This is a genomic window from Brevundimonas sp. TWP2-3-4b2 (assembly GCF_049897345.1).
Lineage (GTDB): Bacteria > Pseudomonadota > Alphaproteobacteria > Caulobacterales > Caulobacteraceae > Brevundimonas.
The window spans coordinates 448,955-465,148 of record NZ_JAFCWB010000003.1 but is presented as its reverse complement, the minus strand read 5'-3'; the positions used below and the strand labels follow the sequence as shown (position 1 = coordinate 465,148).

Below are 16,194 nucleotides of genomic sequence, written 5' to 3'. Positions count from 1 at the left end.
ATGACCGAGAACACCCAACTCCTCCAGGGCCGCACCGGCCCTTGGGAAATCGTCATGGGGCTGGAGATCCACGCCCAGGTGGCGTCAAAGGCCAAGCTGTTCTCGGGCGCGGCCGTCGGTTTCGGCGCGGGGCCGAACGAGCAGGTGTCGCTGGTCGACGCCGGCTTCCCCGGCATGCTGCCGACCCTGAACGGCCACTGCGTCGAACAGGCGGTGCGCACGGGCCTTGGCCTCAATGCGCAGATCAACAGGCGCAGCCAGTTCGACCGGAAGAACTATTTCTATCCCGACCTGCCGACCGGCTATCAGATCAGCCAGCTGTATTTCCCCATCGTCGGCGAGGGTGTCGTCGAGGTGGAGGCCGAGGACGGCTCGTTCTTCAACGTCGGCATCGAACGCCTGCATCTGGAGCAGGACGCGGGCAAGCTGATCCACGACCTGTCGCCGACCGAGAGCTATGTCGACCTGAACCGCGCGGGCACGGCCCTGATGGAGATCGTCTCCCGGCCGGACATCCGCTCGCCGGAAGAAGCCGTCGCCTACGTCAAGAAGATCCGGACCATCCTGATCTATCTGGGCACCTGCGACGGCGACATGGAGAAGGGCAATCTGCGCGCCGACGTTAACGTCTCGGTCTGCCGCGAGGGCCAGTACGCCAAATACAAGGCGACCGGCGACTTCAGCCATCTGGGCACGCGCTGCGAGATCAAGAACGTCAATTCGTTCCGGTTCATCAGCCAGGCCATCAACTACGAGGCCCGACGTCAGATCGAGATCCACGAGGACGGCGGCAAGATCACCCAGGAGACCCGCCTTTACGATCCGACGGCCGGCGAGACCCGGTCGATGCGCTCCAAGGAAGAGGCGATGGACTATCGCTACTTCCCCGACCCCGACCTGCTGCCGCTCGAGCTGGAGCAGGCCTGGATCGACGGCATCAAGGCCTCGCTGCCCGAACTGCCGGACGCGAAACGCCGCCGGTTGATGGCCGACTACGGCCTGTCGCAATACGACGCGGTCGTCCTGATCTCTGAACGGGCCAAGGCCGACTATTTCGAAGCCGCGGCCAAAGGCCGTGACGCCAAACTGGTCTCCAACTGGGTCACCAACGAGCTGTCGGCACGTCTCGCCGCGGAACACCTCGACTTCGACCAGAGCCCGGTCCCGGCCGCCCATGTCGCCCAGCTGGTCGAACTGATCGAGACCGACGTCATCTCCTCCCGGATCGCCAAGGAGGTCTTCGACCACGTCTGGAACGGCGAAGGCTCGCCCGCTGAAGTGGTCGAGAAGCGCGGCCTGAAACAGGTCACCGACACCGGCGCCATCGAAAAGGCCATCGACGACATCATCGCCGCCAATCCGGACAAGGCGGCAGCGGTGGCCGAAAAGCCCCAGTCGCTCGGCTGGTTCGTCGGTCAGGTCATGAGGTCCACAGGCGGCAAGGCCAATCCGGCGGCGGTGAACGATATCCTGAAGGCCAAGCTGGGGCTGTAGGTCCTGATCCTTCTCCCCTTGCGGGAGAAGGACGTTCAATCGTCAAACAGCTCGCCGCTCTCGTCCGCGCCTTCCAGAGCTTCCCGGGCCAGCGCCCGCGTCACCGGCTTGTGCAACCCATCCAGCCGCTCGACGACATCCGCAGCCGCGGCCGCGGACCGGTCGATGCGGCGCAGCAGATAGGGCACGACGTCCTTCTGCGGGCGAATGCCGCGTTCAGCGAACCGCGCGTCCAGCATCGCTGCCAGCACGGCGTCGTCGGGGGCCTCCATGGGCACGCTGATGACCGCATCGAGGCGCGAGCGCAGGTCGGGCAGGGTCACCGCCCAGCTCGACGGCGCGGACCGCGCAACCAGCAGCAGGGCACCGCCGGACCCCTGGGCCAGATTGATCAGGTGAAACAGGGTCTCATCATCGACGTCGCGGGCCGGGTCGAGCAGCACCGGCCGGCCCTCGAGCTCCATTGGGGCGATCACAGCGGCCTCGGCCCCGTGAATGGCGACCGCCCCGACCCGCTCGGCCCAGATCTGCGCCAGCCGGCTCTTGCCGCAGCCGGCGGGCCCGCAAATCGCCATCGCCCCGCCGATCCGGTTGGGCCAGTCCGCCAGCGCCTCGACCGCCGCCTTGTTGCAATCGGACACGACGAAGCCGTCGGCGTTGTCCGGCAGGTCGCGTTGCAGCGGCAGTCGCATCTGGCGGGGAGGAGCGGGGCGGGTGGTCATGGTGGGACCGCTATAGCAGACGATCGCCCGGGTTCCTTACGGACCCGTGGACAAGGCCTCGGGGCTGTGGAGCCTTCGCAAGCAATTCCGGGACGGTTTTCGGATGGTTTCAGTGACAACGGCGACCGGCCATTCCCGCGTCGATGTTCCGGCAAACCTTGACTTTCCGGGGCGATGATGCGCCCTTCCGGCCTCCCGAATTACGGCCCTCGCGGCCCCTGATCCAAGACGAACCTGCCATGCACGCCTACCGCTCCCACACCTGCGGCGCCCTCCGTTTGACCGATGCGGGCGCGAATGTCCGCCTGTCCGGCTGGGTGCATCGCAAGCGCGATCACGGCGGCCTGCTGTTCATCGACCTGCGCGACCACTACGGCCTGACCCAGCTGGTGCTGCACCCCGAGACGCCCGGCTTCGAAGCCGTCGAGCGCCTGCGGGCCGAGAGCGTCATCCGCGTCGACGGCGAAGTCGTCGCCCGCGAAGGCTCGGTGGTGAATGCCAACCTGCCGACCGGGGAGATCGAGTTGCGCGTCACCGGCGTCGAAGTTCTGTCCGAGGCTGCCGAGCTGCCGCTGCCGGTCTTCGGTGAGCCCGAGTATCCCGAGGATATCCGCCTCAAGCACCGCTATCTCGATCTGCGCCGCGAGACCCTGCACAAGAACATCGTCCTGCGCTCGCGCGTCATCTCCTCGATCCGCCAGCGCATGGTCGGTCAGGGCTTCCTCGAATATCAGACGCCGATCCTGACGGCCTCGTCGCCCGAGGGCGCGCGCGACTTCCTCGTGCCCTCGCGCCTGCATCCCGGCAAATTCTACGCCCTGCCGCAGGCCCCGCAGCAGTTCAAACAGCTGCTCATGGTCTCGGGCTTCGACCGCTATTTCCAGATCGCGCCCTGCTTCCGCGACGAGGACCTGCGCGCCGACCGCTCGCTGGAATTCTACCAGCTCGACGTCGAGATGAGCTTCGTCACCCAGGAGGACGTCTTCGCCGCCATCGAACCCGTCATGCACGGCGTGTTCGAGGAGTTCGCCGACGGCAAGACGGTCGACCCCTATCCCTTCGTCCGCATCCCGTACCGGGAAAGCATCGCCCTGTTCGGCACCGACAAGCCGGACCTGCGCAACCCGATCGAGATGAAGGACGTCTCGGACCATTTCCGCGACGGCGGCTTCGGCCTGTTCAACAAGATCCTCGCCGGCGATCCGAAAAACGCCGTCTGGGCCATTCCGGCGCCGACCGGCGGCTCGCGCGCCTTCTGCGACCGCATGAACAGCTGGGCCCAGGGCGAGGGCCAACCGGGCTTGGGCTACATCTTCTGGTCCGAGGACCAGGGCACCTGGGGCGGTCCGATCGCCAAGAACCTCGGCGCCGAGGCGACCGACGCCCTGATGAAGTCGCTGGCCATGGGCAAGGGCGACGCCGCCTTCTTCGCCGCCGGCGACCCGTCGGTCTTCTACAAATTCGCCGGCAACGCCCGCACCAAGCTGGGTCAGGACCTGAACCTGATCTCGGATGACGAGTTTAAATTCTGCTGGATCGTCGACTTCCCGATGTTCGAATGGTCCGAGGAAGAGAAGAAGGTCGACTTCTCGCACAACCCCTTCTCCATGCCACAGGGCGAGATGGAGGCGTTGCAGACGCAGGACCCGCTCGACATCCTCGCCTACCAGTACGACATCGTCTGCAACGGTTATGAGTTGTGCTCGGGCGCGATCCGGAACCACAAGGCCGAGATCATGCTCAAGGCTTTCGAGATCGCCGGCTACGACGCCTCGGTGGTCGAGGACCAGTTCGGCGGCATGCTCAACGCCTTCCGCTACGGCGCGCCGCCGCACGGTGGTCTGGCTCCGGGTATCGACCGGATCGTCATGCTGCTGGCCAACCAGGTCGCGATCCGCGAGGTCATCGCCTTCCCGCTGAACCAGCAAGGCCAGGATCTGCTGATGAGCGCGCCGGCCGAGGCGCAGGAGCGTCAGTACAAGGAGCTGCACATCCGTGCGGCGCTGCCGCTCAAGACCTGATCGGTCCGAGCTACAGACATGAAAAAGGCCGCTGTCCCCGGGGACGGCGGCCTTTTTGTCAGTTCCCGGCGCTGGCCACCACGAGGTTGCGCACTCGGGGTGGCACCGGCGGAGCCGGGGGTGCCGGCGGTGCGTGAGGCGCGATCCGCACCATGCTGACGCCGCGGCAGACGCGAACGGTCAGGCGGACGGGCAGGCGGGTGCCGACGTCGCCGCACGTTCGGCCGATCTGTTCCTGGTTCAGACCGCGGGCCTCTGAAAGATCGGCTCCACGAATGTCCGTGCGATTCATCTCGGCGTCGCGGAAATCGGCTCCGACGAAATTGCCGCCCGTCAGCCGCGCGCCATTCAGCGTCGCTTCGCGGAACGACGCCTCCCGGAAGTCGCCGTTCGACAGGTTGGACATGGCGATCTCGGCGTTGGCGAAATTCGCCGATCGCGCATTCACATTGGCAAGCGTCGTGGCGTTCATTTCTGCCGAAGACAGGATCGCATTGGTCAGGATGGCGCCGTTCAGATTGGCACCGGTCAGCTCCGCGCCGGACAGATCGGCCCGGGCCAGACGCACCCGGACGAGGGTGGCACCCATGGCCTCGGCCCCGGACAGATCGGCCCCCGTGAAGTTGGCTCCGGTAAAGTTGGCACCCACCAGCTCCGCGCCAGACAGGTCCGCGCGGGTGAAATCGCTGCCCGAGAAGTTGGAGCCCACCAGCTCGGCCCCACGAAGATTGGCGTCGACAAGGGTGGCATTGATGAAGACGGCACCGGTGAAGGCCGCACCCGTCAGATCACGTCCGGACAGTTCGCAACTGTTGCAGGTGCCGCCCAGCGAGACCATCCGCGCCACGTCGCGGTCCTGGTATCCAAACTGGAATGTGACCTCTGCACTTGCCGATCCGGCGACCGCGAGCGCGGCGACGGCCGCGCCGAGCGCCAGTGTAGCGCTGGAGAGGCGGCGGGCCATGGGTGCGACAGGCTGTTTCACGCCTCTGTCATGCCGCCAAACCTCGACAAACCCTACTTAAATCGCGGTAAGGTGCACGGCTGTAATGGGTCAGCTTAGCAGTGCGGAATGGACAGTCCGCGGGGCAGGCGGGTGGCTTCGTCACCGCAGGCCTGGTTCAGTCGACCCTGCGTCAGGCCCGTGGCCCGCTGAAGCGACGCTCCCGAGAAATTGGCCCCCGTCAGCGTCGCGCCCGGGAAGGCCGCGCCGTCCAGATAGGCACCGACAAAGCTCGCGTTGGTCATGTTCGCGCCCGCGAAGTTCGCACTGGAGAAGACGCCGCCATAGGCTTCCACGTCACGCATGTCGGTATTCGAAAAGCGGGTCCGGTTCATCACCGCAAGGCTGAGGTCGGCCTGCCGCAGGCGAGCGCCCGACAGATTGAGCCCTCGCGCTTCCAGGCCGCTGAAATCCCCCTGGAAAAGATTGCAGCCGGGGCAGCTTGCGCCACCCCGAACTCGCGCGATCTGTGCCGCGTTCTGGGCCCAGGCGGGAAGCGCGGTGGCTGCCGTAAGGACCGCGGCCAGGGTAAGGGTCAGGATGGCTTTCATGACAGGCTCCGGTCTTGCCTTCAGTTGTGCAGGACACAGACGACCATGCCAGCCAATGGTTGACTAACCCTGCATCGACGGAGCCGCGCCGCAGGTGTCGCAGGTCCACCCGGCACCCCGCTGTTGCAGGGCGAAGTCACCACACGCCGGGCAGGCGACGGCCTCCGTGGGCTCAGCGGCTGGCAGCAGTGCCTCGCGCGGCTGGCCGAAGGGCAGCACCACCAGGTTGTCGGGAGCGGTGCCGCGGGCGAAGCCCTTGGAGATGAACCGGGCCGCCGGCACGGTTTCCGGCTCGCCGTCATCGGCCTTTCCGGTTCCCAGTCCGTCGGCGTTCAGACTCTCGGCGTCGGCATTCGCCAGCTCGCGCCGGTCCAGATAGGAGACGCCCAGTTCGCGGAAGATGTAGTCGAGGATCGAGGTCGCTGAACGGATCGAATCGTTTCCGGTCACCCGGCCCGCCGGCTCGAAGCGTGTGAAGACGAAGGCGTCGACGAACTCGTCCAGCGGCACGCCGTATTGCAGACCGATCGAGATCGCGATGGCGAAATTGTTCATCAGACTGCGGAAGGCGGCACCCTCCTTGTGCATGTCGATGAAGATCTCGCCGAGTTCGCCGTCTTCGTATTCCCCGGTGTGGATATAGACCTTGTGCCCCCCGACGGCGGCCTTCTGGATATAGCCCTTGCGCCGGTCGGGCAGTTTGCGGCGGGTGCGGTCGCGTTCAACCACCTTTTCAACCACGCGTTCGACCGCGCGGGTTTCCGGCTCCCACCGGCGCTGGCGCACCGTCTCCTCGGGTTCGGCCAGACTAAGCAAAGGGCCTGGAGGTGGCGTGGCGCGTTGCAGGCGAACGGCACGACGGCCCTCGCGCGCCGCGTCGCCCAGCAAACGGCCAGCCTGGATCGCCGTGGTCCGCCAGTCGATCAGTGAGGCCGCCGTATCCGGCGCGGCGCTGAACTGTGCGGCGGCCCCGCGCAGCGTGGATTCGAATCCAGACAGGTCGGTCAGGATCGCTGCCAGTTCCGCCGGTGCGTCCGCCCACCCCGTCAGGCCAGTGCCACCGAAGGCCCAGGCGTTGGCGAGGGCAATGGCCTCCGGCGTGAACCCGAGCTGGCCCAGCAGGTCGTCCGCCGCGGCCTCGATCCCGAGGACGTCCCGCACGAAGCCGGCATCCAGAACCGGTGCCCGGACGGCGTCGGCCAGCCGGTCCACCTGTGCCAGGGCGATCTCGACGGACTCCAGTTCGAAGTCGGTGAAGCCCCTGGTCCGAAGAGCCGTGTGGTCGATCCCGGGTGCGTCGATCAGGGTGCGTCGGCCGAACAGGTGACGCTCCGCCGAATTGACGTCACCGTCGGCCTTCCGGATGGCCGCAGCCAGGGCAGGACGCAATCGGTGGGCGATCTCGCCGTCCGCGGTCTGCCAGGCCTCCGTCGCCGAAAGGGGGCTCAGACCCAGACGCAGCGACGCTTCGGCGTCGTCGACGAACAGGGAGGGAGCGACAGTCTCGCATGCGGCACCGACCGTCCCGGCAATTTCAGCGGCCCGCGAAAGCGCATCTGGCGCAGCGTCCGCCAGAAACAAGTCACCCAGCCCGCCCAGGCCGATCGCGAGGGATGTGCAGCCCGCGGCGCTCAAGGCGTCCGACCAGAGCCGGACAAGGTCGGTCAGGGCGGCGTCCAGTTTCGGACCGGCGAGCTGCCGCAAGGCCGGCAACGACAGCAGAACCGCCGGCGCGCGCGCGAGGCTGACAGCGGCGTCAGCGTCATCGGGCTCGAACGTCAGCAGCAGGTCGCCTTCCAGCGACGCTTCGGCAGCGAGCAGGGCGTCGGGTGCTCCGGACGCGATCATGGCGCGATCGGCGAGGGCGACGATCAGGGGCGGCGTCAAGGCGGGCAGGAGGACCGCGTCGAACCGCTCGCCGGCGATCGCGTGGAGGATATCCGCGTCCGATGCTCCGGCCCGGCGCGCGGCCAAAGCCACCCGGGCCAGAGCCGGGTTCGAGGCAGGGTCGGCACAGTCAGCCCGGGGGCCCTCGCAGCGGTCCACCGCGTCCGACACCCTTGCAAAGGCGCCAGCCAGCGCCCCGACGGCACCGGCGGCACGCCGGTCCGCGCGTCGGCGCGCGCCTTCTGCCGCCAGCCGCATCCCGGCACCCGGTTCCGACAGGTTGAGAATGTCCGGGTCCACTCGCGCGGACCTTGCCGGTGAGGCGAGCCCGAGCAGCATCGTGGCCGTCAGGTCGATGGAGACGGGGCTGGACACCCGCGACGCCCATGCGACCATGGCCTCGGCCAGTGGATCGGTGCTGCCCGGAGGGAGACCCTCGGCATCGGCCCAGTCCAGCCAGGCCTCGATCTGGACGTCGGTCCAGCCTGCCGGCGCGAGGACGGTGACGACACGCCCGCACCGTTCGACCTGGCGCGCGGGCCGTACGAGGGCGGCGGCGTAGGATGTGAAGGGAAAGCGCATACGGCGGTCTCGGCGTGGCCTTTGTGGCAGCCTAGCGGCGTTCGAGCCTCCCTCGCAATAAATCTGGCGTGTCGTTGCCTGGTTACCCCCAAGATGTTGAGGTTTGCGATCTGGCGAGGACGCTGGACGGAAGCCTCGCCGGTTTCTATGATTGCGCCTGCGTCGCCGGCCCCCGCCGCTGTGACGGATCGTGAGTGGATTTTCCGACGTGCTAGGCAGGATTTTCGGCTGGACCAGCGGTGCCACCATCGGCACCTTCTTCACGATCGCCAAGCGTGGCGAGCACGTGGGGACCGATGAGTTCGGTAACCGCTACTACCTGTCGCGCGATACCTCGAGCTACGACGGCCGACGTCGTCGCTGGGTGACCTACAACGGTTATGCCGACGCTTCGAAGGTCCCGCCCGACTGGCACGGCTGGCTGCACTACACCTACGACGAACTGCCGACCGAACACCCGCTGCCGCGCCGCAAGTGGGAAGAGGATCATCTGCCCAACCTGACCGGCACGCCGATGGCCTGGCGCCCGCAAGGGTCGCTGGCCTCGGACGGCAAGCGACCGGCCGCCACGGGCGATTATGAAGCGTGGCGACCCGAATGACGGCGCGGAGTCTTCTCCTCGCCGGTGTGACGGCGCTGGCGCTCGCCGGGTCCGGCGCGGTCGTCGCGGCGGCCCTGAACGACCTGCCCCAGGACGCCGTGCCGGTTCAGGACGCCACTTCGGCCCTGAACGCCCAGCCGACACCCCCGGCTCCGATCGAGCCGGCCCCGGCAGGTACGTCCGCGCCCGCGTCGCCCGTCGCCGTGACGCCTCCGGCACCTGACGTTGCCACTGCGACCGAAGAGACCGCTGACCCGGGGGCGGGTGAAGAAGAGAAGGCCGGGCCTGTCGAGGTGAAACGCGCCGAGACGCCGCTGGAGCCGGCCCGGCGTCAGCGGCGGCGCGTGGCCATCATCGAGGCGATCGACAAGATCACCGCCGAATCCATGCGCTTCGAGGTCGAGGTGGGCGGTCGGCCTGTGCGATTCCAGAAGACACTGATCTTCACCGCCAAGGCCTGCGAGGTGTCGGCGGCGGACGAACAGGTCTCCGACGCGGTCGCCTATATGGAGGTGACCCTGCAACCCCGAGGAGTCATTCAGGTCAGCGAGCCGCGCCAGATCTTCCGGGGCTGGATGTTCGCCTCCGCACCCGCCATCAGCGGGCTGCAGCATCCGGTCTATGACGCCTGGGTCGTGGGCTGCAAGGCATAGAATACGGCTTCCGGGCCCATCATCGGCTTGAACAGCGAGCGCGGGTCCGCCTGGATCGCGAGCGCGGGTTTCAGGCGTGCCAGATAGTCGGCTTGCGGCATTTCGACAGCCCCGAACTGGCTCAGGTGCTGCGTCAGGAACTGGGCGTCCAGCAGGCGCCAGCCCCCCCGCTTGAGCCGCGCCACCAGATGGACCAGCGCCACCTTCGAGGCGTCGCGTTCGCGGCTGAACATGCTCTCGCCGAAGAAGGCACTGCCGAGGGTCACGCCGTACAGGCCGCCCACCAGCCGTTCATCATGCCAGCACTCGATCGAGTGCGCGCGGCCGCGGGCGTTCAGCTCCATATAGAGGCGGCGGATCGGCCCGTTGATCCAGCTGTCCTCACGACCCGGGCCCGGCGCGGCACAGGCGTCGAGCGTGGCTGAAAAGGCGGTGTCGATCCGGATCTGGAACGGATCCGAGCGGACGGTTCGCCTGAGCCGGGTCGGTATGCGGAACTGGTCGAGGGGAATGACGCCGCGCTGATCCGGCTCGATGAGGAAGACGCGGGGGTCGTCGCGCGCCTCGCCCATGGGGAAGACACCGGCGGCATAGCACTGCAGCAGTTCTTCCGGGCCGAAGCCACCGAACGGGCTGCTGGCGGTGACGCCCGGCTCTTCCACCACTAGGCCTGGGTGCCGCCCTTCTGGCGTTTGGCCCAGGTCTCCAGCCAGTGGATGTCGTAGTCGCCGGACAGGATGTCGGGCTCCTGCAACAGCTTCTGGAACAGGGGAATGGTGGTGTCGATGCCGCCGACGACCATCTCGTTCAGGCTGCGCTTGAGGCGGGCGATACACTCCTCGCGGTCGCGGCCGTGGACGATCAGCTTGCCGATCAGGCTGTCGTAATAGGGCGGGATCGAATAGCCGGTGTAGATGGCGCTATCCAGCCGGACGCCCAGCCCGCCGGGGGCGTGGAAGTCGGTGATCGTGCCCGGCGAGGGGGTGAAGGTCTCGGCGTTTTCGGCGTTGATCCGGCACTCGATGGCGTGGCCGTTGAAGGTCACATCGTCCTGGGTGAACGACAGGGGCAGGCCGGCGGCGATGCGGATCTGCTCGCGCACCAGATCGACGCCCGTGATCATTTCCGTAACCGGATGCTCAACTTGCAGGCGGGTGTTCATCTCGATGAAGAAGAACTCGCCGTCTTCCCAGAGGAATTCGATGGTGCCGACGCCGAGATAGCCGATGGCGGCCATGGCCTTGTTGACGGTCTCGCCGATGGCGACCCGCTCGGCCGCCGACAGGGCCGGCGAGGGGGCCTCTTCCAGCACCTTCTGGTGGCGGCGTTGCAGCGAGCAGTCGCGTTCGCCGAGGTTGACCACATTGCCCTGGCTGTCGGCGATGACCTGAAGCTCGATGTGCCGCGGCTTCTGGAGGTAGCGTTCCATATAGACCGCACCGTTGCCGAAGGCGGCCAGCGCCTCGGACTGGGCGGTCTGGACGGCTTCGACCAGGTCGTCGGCGGTCAGGGCGACCTTCATGCCGCGGCCACCGCCGCCGGCGGCGGCCTTGACGATGAGGGGGAAGCCGATGGTCTTCGATGCCGCGATGGCGGCCTCGATGGTTTCGACCTCGCCGGCAGAGCCCGGAACGCACGGAATGCCGGCCTCAAGCACCGTCTGTTTGGCGGTGATCTTGTCGCCCATGACCCGGATATGCTCGGGCCGCGGGCCGATGAAGGTCATGCCGTGGGCCTCGACGATCTCGGCGAAGCGGGCGTTTTCGGACAGGAAGCCGTAGCCGGGGTGGATCGCCTGGGCACCCGTGATCTCGGCGGCGGCGATGATCGAGGGAATGTTGAGATAGGATTTGGCCGCCGGGGCCGGGCCGATGCAGACGCTTTCGTCGGCCAGCCGCACCCACATGGCACCCCGGTCGGCTTCCGAGTGAACGGCGACGGTGGAGATGCCCATCTCCTTGCAGGCACGGTGGATCCGCAGGGCGATTTCACCGCGGTTGGCGATCAGGACTTTCGTGAACACTGGCTCAGGCTTCCAGCAGGACGAGCGGTTCGCCGAATTCGACCGGCTGTGCGTCGCCGACCAGAATCTCCCTCACCACGCCGTCGCGGGGCGACTGGATCGGGTTCATCGTCTTCATCGCCTCGACGATCAGCAGGGTCTGGCCCTTCTTGACCTTGTCGCCGGCCTGGGCGAACGGCGGAGCCTCGGGTGAGGCCTGCAGATAGGCGGTGCCGACCATGGGCGACTTCACCTCTTCGCCCTGTTTGGCGACGATCGTGGCGGGGTCGGACGGCATCGTCAGCGGCGCGGTGGCCGCCGGAGCCGCAGCCGGCGCGGCATGAGCCATCGGCGCAGCGGCATACTGCATCACGGGGGCGGCGGTGACCTCGCGGGCGACGCGGATGCGCAGCTCGCCGCGCTCGACCTCGATCTCCGTCAGGGACGTGTCGTTCAGGATGTCAGCCAGCTGACGCACCAGGGTGGTGTCGATCTCGGCGTCGTTCTTGAGCTTCGGCGCGGGGGATTTGGAATCGGCCATGGGTCTTTGTGCCTCTTTACGTCGTCGTTTCCGAACGGCCCGCGGACTGGCTGCGTTCCTGCGCCAGTTTGAGGGCGGCCTTGACGGCCAGTTCGTAGCTGAATGAGCCGAAGCCCGAAACCACGCCCGCCGCGACCGGCGAGACATAGGAGCGATGGCGGAAGCGCTCGCGCGCCGCCGGATTGGAGAGATGGCATTCGACGATCGGGATCGTCAGCGTCTTCAGGGCGTCCAGCAGGGCCACGGAGGTGTGTGTGTAGCCTGCGGCGTTGATGACGAGGGCCGAGGCCTTTTCGCGGGCTTCGTGCACCTGATCGATCAGTTCGCCCTCGTGATTGGTCTGGCGGAAAACCACGGTCGCGACACCGGCGGCCGCTTCGCACAGCGCCTGGATGTCGGCCAGGGTCTCATGGCCATAGATGTCGGGCTCGCGCACCCCAAGCAGGTTGAGGTTCGGGCCGTTCAGGACGTAGAGGACGGTGTGTTCGGGCATGCGCTCGTGAAACTACGGGTTCCGACCGGAATCGGACGGGCCTTTTAGCTGAGGCGTGGCGGTTATCAAACCGCGACGCGGAAAGAGTGACGTAGCGTCATGCATATTCAGGTCAACGGGGAATTCCGTCAGGTCGCGGCCGGCACCATTCTGGCGCTGGTCGAGGAACTGGGTCTGGACGTCCGCAAGGTGGCGGTCGAGCGCAATCTGGAGATCGTGCCCCGGTCCCTCCACGCCACGACGGCACTGGCCGACGGCGACCGGATCGAACTGGTGCAGTTTGTGGGCGGGGGCTAGAACGACCGCATGAACGCCCATTCGCAGATTACATCCGACACCTGGACCGTCGCCGGCCGGACCTTCAACAGCCGGCTGATCGTCGGCACCGGCAAGTACAAGACCTATCAGGAGAACGCCGACGCAGCCGAGGCGGCGGGGGCCGAGATCGTGACGGTGGCGGTGCGGCGGGTGAACCTGACGGATCCGGACCAGCCGATGCTGGTCGACTACGTCCGGCCGGACCGGTTCACCTTCCTGCCCAATACGGCGGGCTGTTTCACGGCCGAGGACGCGGTGCGGACGCTGCGGCTGGCGCGTGAGGCGGGCGGCTGGGATCTGGTCAAGCTGGAGGTGCTGTCGGACACGGCCCATCTGTATCCGGACATGATCGAGACGCTGCGGGCGCTGGACCTGCTGATCAAGGACGGCTTCCAGGTCATGGTCTATTGCACTGACGACGTGGTGATGGCGAAGCGGCTGGAGGCGGCGGGTGCCGCGGCCATCATGCCGGCGGCGGCGCCGATCGGCTCGGGGCTGGGCATCCAGAACCGGGTCAATATCCGGCTGATCGTCGAACAGGCCAGCGTGCCTGTGCTGGTCGACGCGGGCGTGGGCACGCCGTCTGACGCGGTGCTGGCCATGGAGCTGGGCTGCGATGCGGTGCTGATGAACACGGCCATCGCCGGGGCCACCGATCCGATCCTGATGGCATCGGCGATGAAGCATGCGGTGATCGCCGGGCGGCAGGGCTATCTGGCCGGGCGGATGCCGCGGCGGATGTATGCCAGCGCCAGTTCGCCGCTGAGCGGGCTGATCTGAGGCATTTCAGACTCCGGACCGGACAAAAACCGGGTCTGAATCGTCTGAATCGTCTGAAATCCCGGACATGAACGGCGGCGGGGGTTAGGTGCGACTGTCAAAGACCGGGGCGGCGCGCAAATCCGCAGTATCTCACGGCCCGGCGTCGTGTTGGGCAGAAGGCGCGGATTTGAGAGTGCGTGCAGGGATATCAGACGGTTAGGGGACCGGGATCGTCTGGCTGGGGGCGAAGCGCCCGGATGCCTTCATGCGGACCGGACAGGCCGGTCCCGGCGCAGGCTGAGCACCGAAGGCACGTCGCAGCGCCAGACCTTCAGACGCAGGGTGATGGCGAAGGCCTCGAGCTGGGAGGCGATGCCCAGCGCGAACACGCCCCACAGGATCACGCCGGGTCGACCTGTCGCGAACGAGACGGCAAACAGCAGCCACAGGCCAAGCCCGAAGGCCTTTGACAGATAGTGGTGGGGCGAGGCTTCCCGGCGGAATTTGGCGAAGCTGAAGGCGTGGTTGCCGATCTCGAGGGCGGCGATGACGGCGGCGGCGGGCCACAGGGACGGGATCAGCTCGGGGCGGAGGACGGCCACGGCGATCGCGGCCGACAGCCAGAAGGCGACATCGGCGCGGCTGTCCCACGTCCGGAGCGCGGGCGTGGCCACCCCGAGGCGGCGGGCGATGATCCCGTCGAAGATGTCGGACAGCACCCCGAGGGACAGCAGGACCGCCCCGGCGATGCCCTGACCGGCCAGGGCGAGCGCGATCATCGCCGGGCCGGCGGCGATGCGGAAGATGACGAGGAGCCAGGGCAGGCGGGTGAGCATGGGGGGAGAATAGCGTGGCGGATGGATCGGGGAAGGCCGCCGTCGTCACGCGGGCACGCGGCTTCGTTGGACAGTGGTGCGGGGATGCACGGTGTTTTCCGGCGATCCGGCGGGTTGGCGGAATCTGCGGCGGGGGCTAGAGCATCGCTTCCTTGCCCAGAGACCGACCATGCACGACATCAAAGCCATTCGAGACAACCCCGCCGCTTTCGTGAGCGGCTGGTCCTCGCGTGGGGTCGAGGATGCGGCGACGTTGGTCGACCGGATTCTGACGCTGGATACGGCCCTGCGCACGGCGCAGACGTGGGAGCAGACGGCGCTGGCGCGACGCAACGAGAGCTCGAAGCGGATCGGGGCGGCGATGGGTCGGAAAGACCTCGTCGAGGCCGAGCGGCTGAAGGTCGAGGTCGAGAGCCTGAAGGGCGAGATCGCCGCGGCGGGCGAGGCGGCGACGCGGACGGGCAAGGAATTGCACGACCTGCTGGCCGCGCAGAAGAGCCTGGCGGCGGACGATGTGCCGGAGGGCGAGGACGAGGCCGGCAATGTGATGGTCGGACAGCCGTGGGGCATGCCCCGCGAGGGCGGACCGGCCAAGGATCATGCCGATCTGGGCGAGGCTCTGGGCCTGCTGGATTTCGAGGCGGCGGCGAAGATGTCGGGCTCGCGGTTCGCGGTGCTCAAGGGCGGGCTGGCGCGGCTGGAACGAGCCATCGGCCAGTTCATGCTGGACGTGCAGACGAATGAGCACGGCTATCTGGAGGTCAATCCACCGTATCTGGTACGCGACGAGGCGATGTTCGGGACGGGGCAGTTGCCGAAATTTGGCGAAGACCTTTTTCAGATCGTGACTCCGGCACAGCTGGCCCGCGCTGAACTGCTGGGTGTCGGCGAGGTAGTTTATGAGCTGATGCAAACAGCGCACCGTACCGGACTGGTTCTTGATTCCCTTGGCGTCCCACAGGACGCCACATCGGAGGATCTGTGGGCCTCGGCCCGTGAGCAGATCGAGAGTCTTGTCACGACCGCAGGGGATATAAACCAACGGAGACAACTGAAAGATGACCTCGGGGGTCAAAGAGCTTATCTCATCCCCACCGCCGAAGTCTCCCTGACCAATCTCGTGCGCGAGCAGGTTCTGCCCGAGAGCGAACTGGCCACGCCGATCCGCTTCACCGCCCTGACGCCCTGTTTCCGGGCCGAGGCGGGGTCGGCGGGGCGGGATACGCGCGGGCTGATCCGGCAGCACCAGTTCCATAAGGTGGAGATGGTCTCGATCGCCAAACCCGAAGATTCCGACGCCGAGCACGAGCGGATGGTGCGGTGCGCCGAGGCGGTGCTGGAGAAGCTGGAGCTGCCCTATCGCCGGATGCTGCTGTGCAAGGGCGACATGGGCTTTTCGGCGAGGAAGACCTTTGATCTGGAGGTCTGGCTGCCGTCGCAGGGGACCTATCGCGAGATCAGCTCCTGTTCCAACTGCGGTGACTTCCAGTCGCGGCGGATGGACGCGCGGTTCAAGCGCGACGGGGAGAAGAAGACCGAGTTCGTGCATACGCTGAACGGCTCGGGGCTGGCCGTGGGCCGGACGCTGGTCGCGGTGATGGAAAACTATCAGCAGGACGACGGGCGGATCGCGGTGCCGGCGGCTCTGCTGCCCTACATGGGTGGTGTGACGCACGTGGGCGGCTGACACCCGTCCGTGCATCCCGGCGAAAGCCGGGACGCAGTGCT

The 16,194-nt window shown here is 67.1% G+C and carries 16 protein-coding genes; 7 read left to right on the top strand and 9 right to left on the bottom strand.

The genetic code is table 11. The features are described 5' to 3' along the window. A complete protein-coding gene (gene gatB, locus ACP7AS_RS09370; RefSeq protein ID WP_426028599.1) occupies nt 1-1,494 on the top strand; it encodes an Asp-tRNA(Asn)/Glu-tRNA(Gln) amidotransferase subunit GatB in 1,494 nt (497 codons plus the stop codon). Nucleotides 1,495-1,529: 35 nt separating this feature from the next. Here gatB and ACP7AS_RS09365 read toward each other — a convergent pair whose 3' ends face one another. After that, nucleotides 1,530-2,216 (bottom strand): chromosomal replication initiator DnaA, encoded by a 687-nt coding sequence (locus ACP7AS_RS09365; protein WP_426028598.1) that lies wholly within the window; start codon nt 2,214-2,216, stop codon nt 1,530-1,532. A gap of 239 nt (nt 2,217-2,455) precedes the next feature. Here ACP7AS_RS09365 and aspS point away from each other — a divergent pair, with 239 nt between their 5' ends. Further along, nucleotides 2,456-4,237 (top strand): aspartate--tRNA ligase, encoded by a 1,782-nt coding sequence (gene aspS, locus ACP7AS_RS09360; protein ID WP_426028597.1) that lies wholly within the window; start codon nt 2,456-2,458, stop codon nt 4,235-4,237. Nucleotides 4,238-4,295: 58 nt separating this feature from the next. Here the strand turns inward: aspS and ACP7AS_RS09355 are convergent, their stop codons facing one another. From ACP7AS_RS09355 to ACP7AS_RS09345, 3 genes are all read right to left on the bottom strand, one after another. Beyond that, nucleotides 4,296-5,222, bottom strand: coding sequence for a pentapeptide repeat-containing protein (locus tag ACP7AS_RS09355; protein WP_426028596.1), 927 nt, complete (start codon nt 5,220-5,222; stop codon nt 4,296-4,298). 74 nt (nt 5,223-5,296) lie between these two features. Continuing rightward, nucleotides 5,297-5,791 (bottom strand): pentapeptide repeat-containing protein, encoded by a 495-nt coding sequence (locus ACP7AS_RS09350; protein WP_426028595.1) that lies wholly within the window; start codon nt 5,789-5,791, stop codon nt 5,297-5,299. 63 nt (nt 5,792-5,854) lie between these two features. Continuing rightward, nucleotides 5,855-8,260 (bottom strand): TSCPD domain-containing protein, encoded by a 2,406-nt coding sequence (locus ACP7AS_RS09345; protein ID WP_426028594.1) that lies wholly within the window; start codon nt 8,258-8,260, stop codon nt 5,855-5,857. A gap of 208 nt (nt 8,261-8,468) precedes the next feature. On the opposite strand from ACP7AS_RS09345, the gene ACP7AS_RS09340 reads away from it, so the two are divergent. Together ACP7AS_RS09340 and ACP7AS_RS09335 are read left to right on the top strand one after the other, a co-directional pair. Further along, nucleotides 8,469-8,861 carry an NADH:ubiquinone oxidoreductase subunit NDUFA12 gene (locus ACP7AS_RS09340; RefSeq protein ID WP_426028593.1) on the top strand — a complete coding sequence of 131 codons (393 nt, stop codon included), beginning with the start codon at nt 8,469-8,471 and terminating at the stop codon, nt 8,859-8,861. Then, complete coding sequence (locus ACP7AS_RS09335; RefSeq protein ID WP_426028592.1) at nt 8,858-9,514, top strand: DUF2155 domain-containing protein; 657 nt, start codon at nt 8,858-8,860, stop codon at nt 9,512-9,514. The genes ACP7AS_RS09340 and ACP7AS_RS09335 overlap by 4 nt, the downstream gene beginning before the upstream one ends. Here ACP7AS_RS09335 and aat read toward each other — a convergent pair. The 4 genes from aat to aroQ are packed head-to-tail and all read right to left on the bottom strand — an operon-like array spanning nt 9,481 to nt 12,550. Beyond that, nucleotides 9,481-10,176: a leucyl/phenylalanyl-tRNA--protein transferase gene (aat, locus tag ACP7AS_RS09330; RefSeq protein WP_426028591.1), complete on the bottom strand. Its 696-nt coding sequence runs from the start codon at nt 10,174-10,176 to the stop codon at nt 9,481-9,483. The two genes, ACP7AS_RS09335 and aat, sit on opposite strands and share 34 nt — an antisense overlap. A gap of 2 nt (nt 10,177-10,178) precedes the next feature. Continuing rightward, nucleotides 10,179-11,537, bottom strand: a complete 1,359-nt coding sequence (gene accC, locus ACP7AS_RS09325) for an acetyl-CoA carboxylase biotin carboxylase subunit (RefSeq protein ID WP_426028590.1) — start codon at nt 11,535-11,537, stop codon at nt 10,179-10,181. A gap of 4 nt (nt 11,538-11,541) precedes the next feature. Further along, entirely contained in the window at nt 11,542-12,057 is a 516-nt protein-coding gene (gene accB, locus ACP7AS_RS09320) for an acetyl-CoA carboxylase biotin carboxyl carrier protein (protein ID WP_426028589.1), read from the bottom strand. Nucleotides 12,058-12,073: 16 nt separating this feature from the next. Next, nucleotides 12,074-12,550, bottom strand: coding sequence for a type II 3-dehydroquinate dehydratase (gene aroQ / locus ACP7AS_RS09315; RefSeq protein ID WP_426028588.1), 477 nt, complete (start codon nt 12,548-12,550; stop codon nt 12,074-12,076). Nucleotides 12,551-12,649: 99 nt separating this feature from the next. On the opposite strand from aroQ, the gene thiS reads away from it, so the two are divergent. Together thiS and ACP7AS_RS09305 are read left to right on the top strand one after the other, a co-directional pair. Beyond that, a complete protein-coding gene (gene thiS, locus ACP7AS_RS09310) occupies nt 12,650-12,847 on the top strand; it encodes a sulfur carrier protein ThiS (RefSeq protein ID WP_426028587.1) in 198 nt (65 codons plus the stop codon). A gap of 9 nt (nt 12,848-12,856) precedes the next feature. After that, on the top strand, nt 12,857-13,648 hold the full coding sequence (locus tag ACP7AS_RS09305; protein ID WP_426028586.1) for a thiazole synthase: 792 nt from the start codon (nt 12,857-12,859) through the stop codon (nt 13,646-13,648). Nucleotides 13,649-13,893: 245 nt separating this feature from the next. Here the strand turns inward: ACP7AS_RS09305 and ACP7AS_RS09300 are convergent, their stop codons facing one another. Beyond that, complete coding sequence (locus tag ACP7AS_RS09300; protein WP_426028585.1) at nt 13,894-14,466, bottom strand: CDP-alcohol phosphatidyltransferase family protein; 573 nt, start codon at nt 14,464-14,466, stop codon at nt 13,894-13,896. Between the two features lie 169 nt (nt 14,467-14,635). Between ACP7AS_RS09300 and serS the strand changes: the two genes are divergently transcribed. Continuing rightward, a complete protein-coding gene (gene serS / locus ACP7AS_RS09295) occupies nt 14,636-16,153 on the top strand; it encodes a serine--tRNA ligase (RefSeq protein ID WP_426028584.1) in 1,518 nt (505 codons plus the stop codon). Nucleotides 16,154-16,194: the final 41 nt, after the last annotated feature.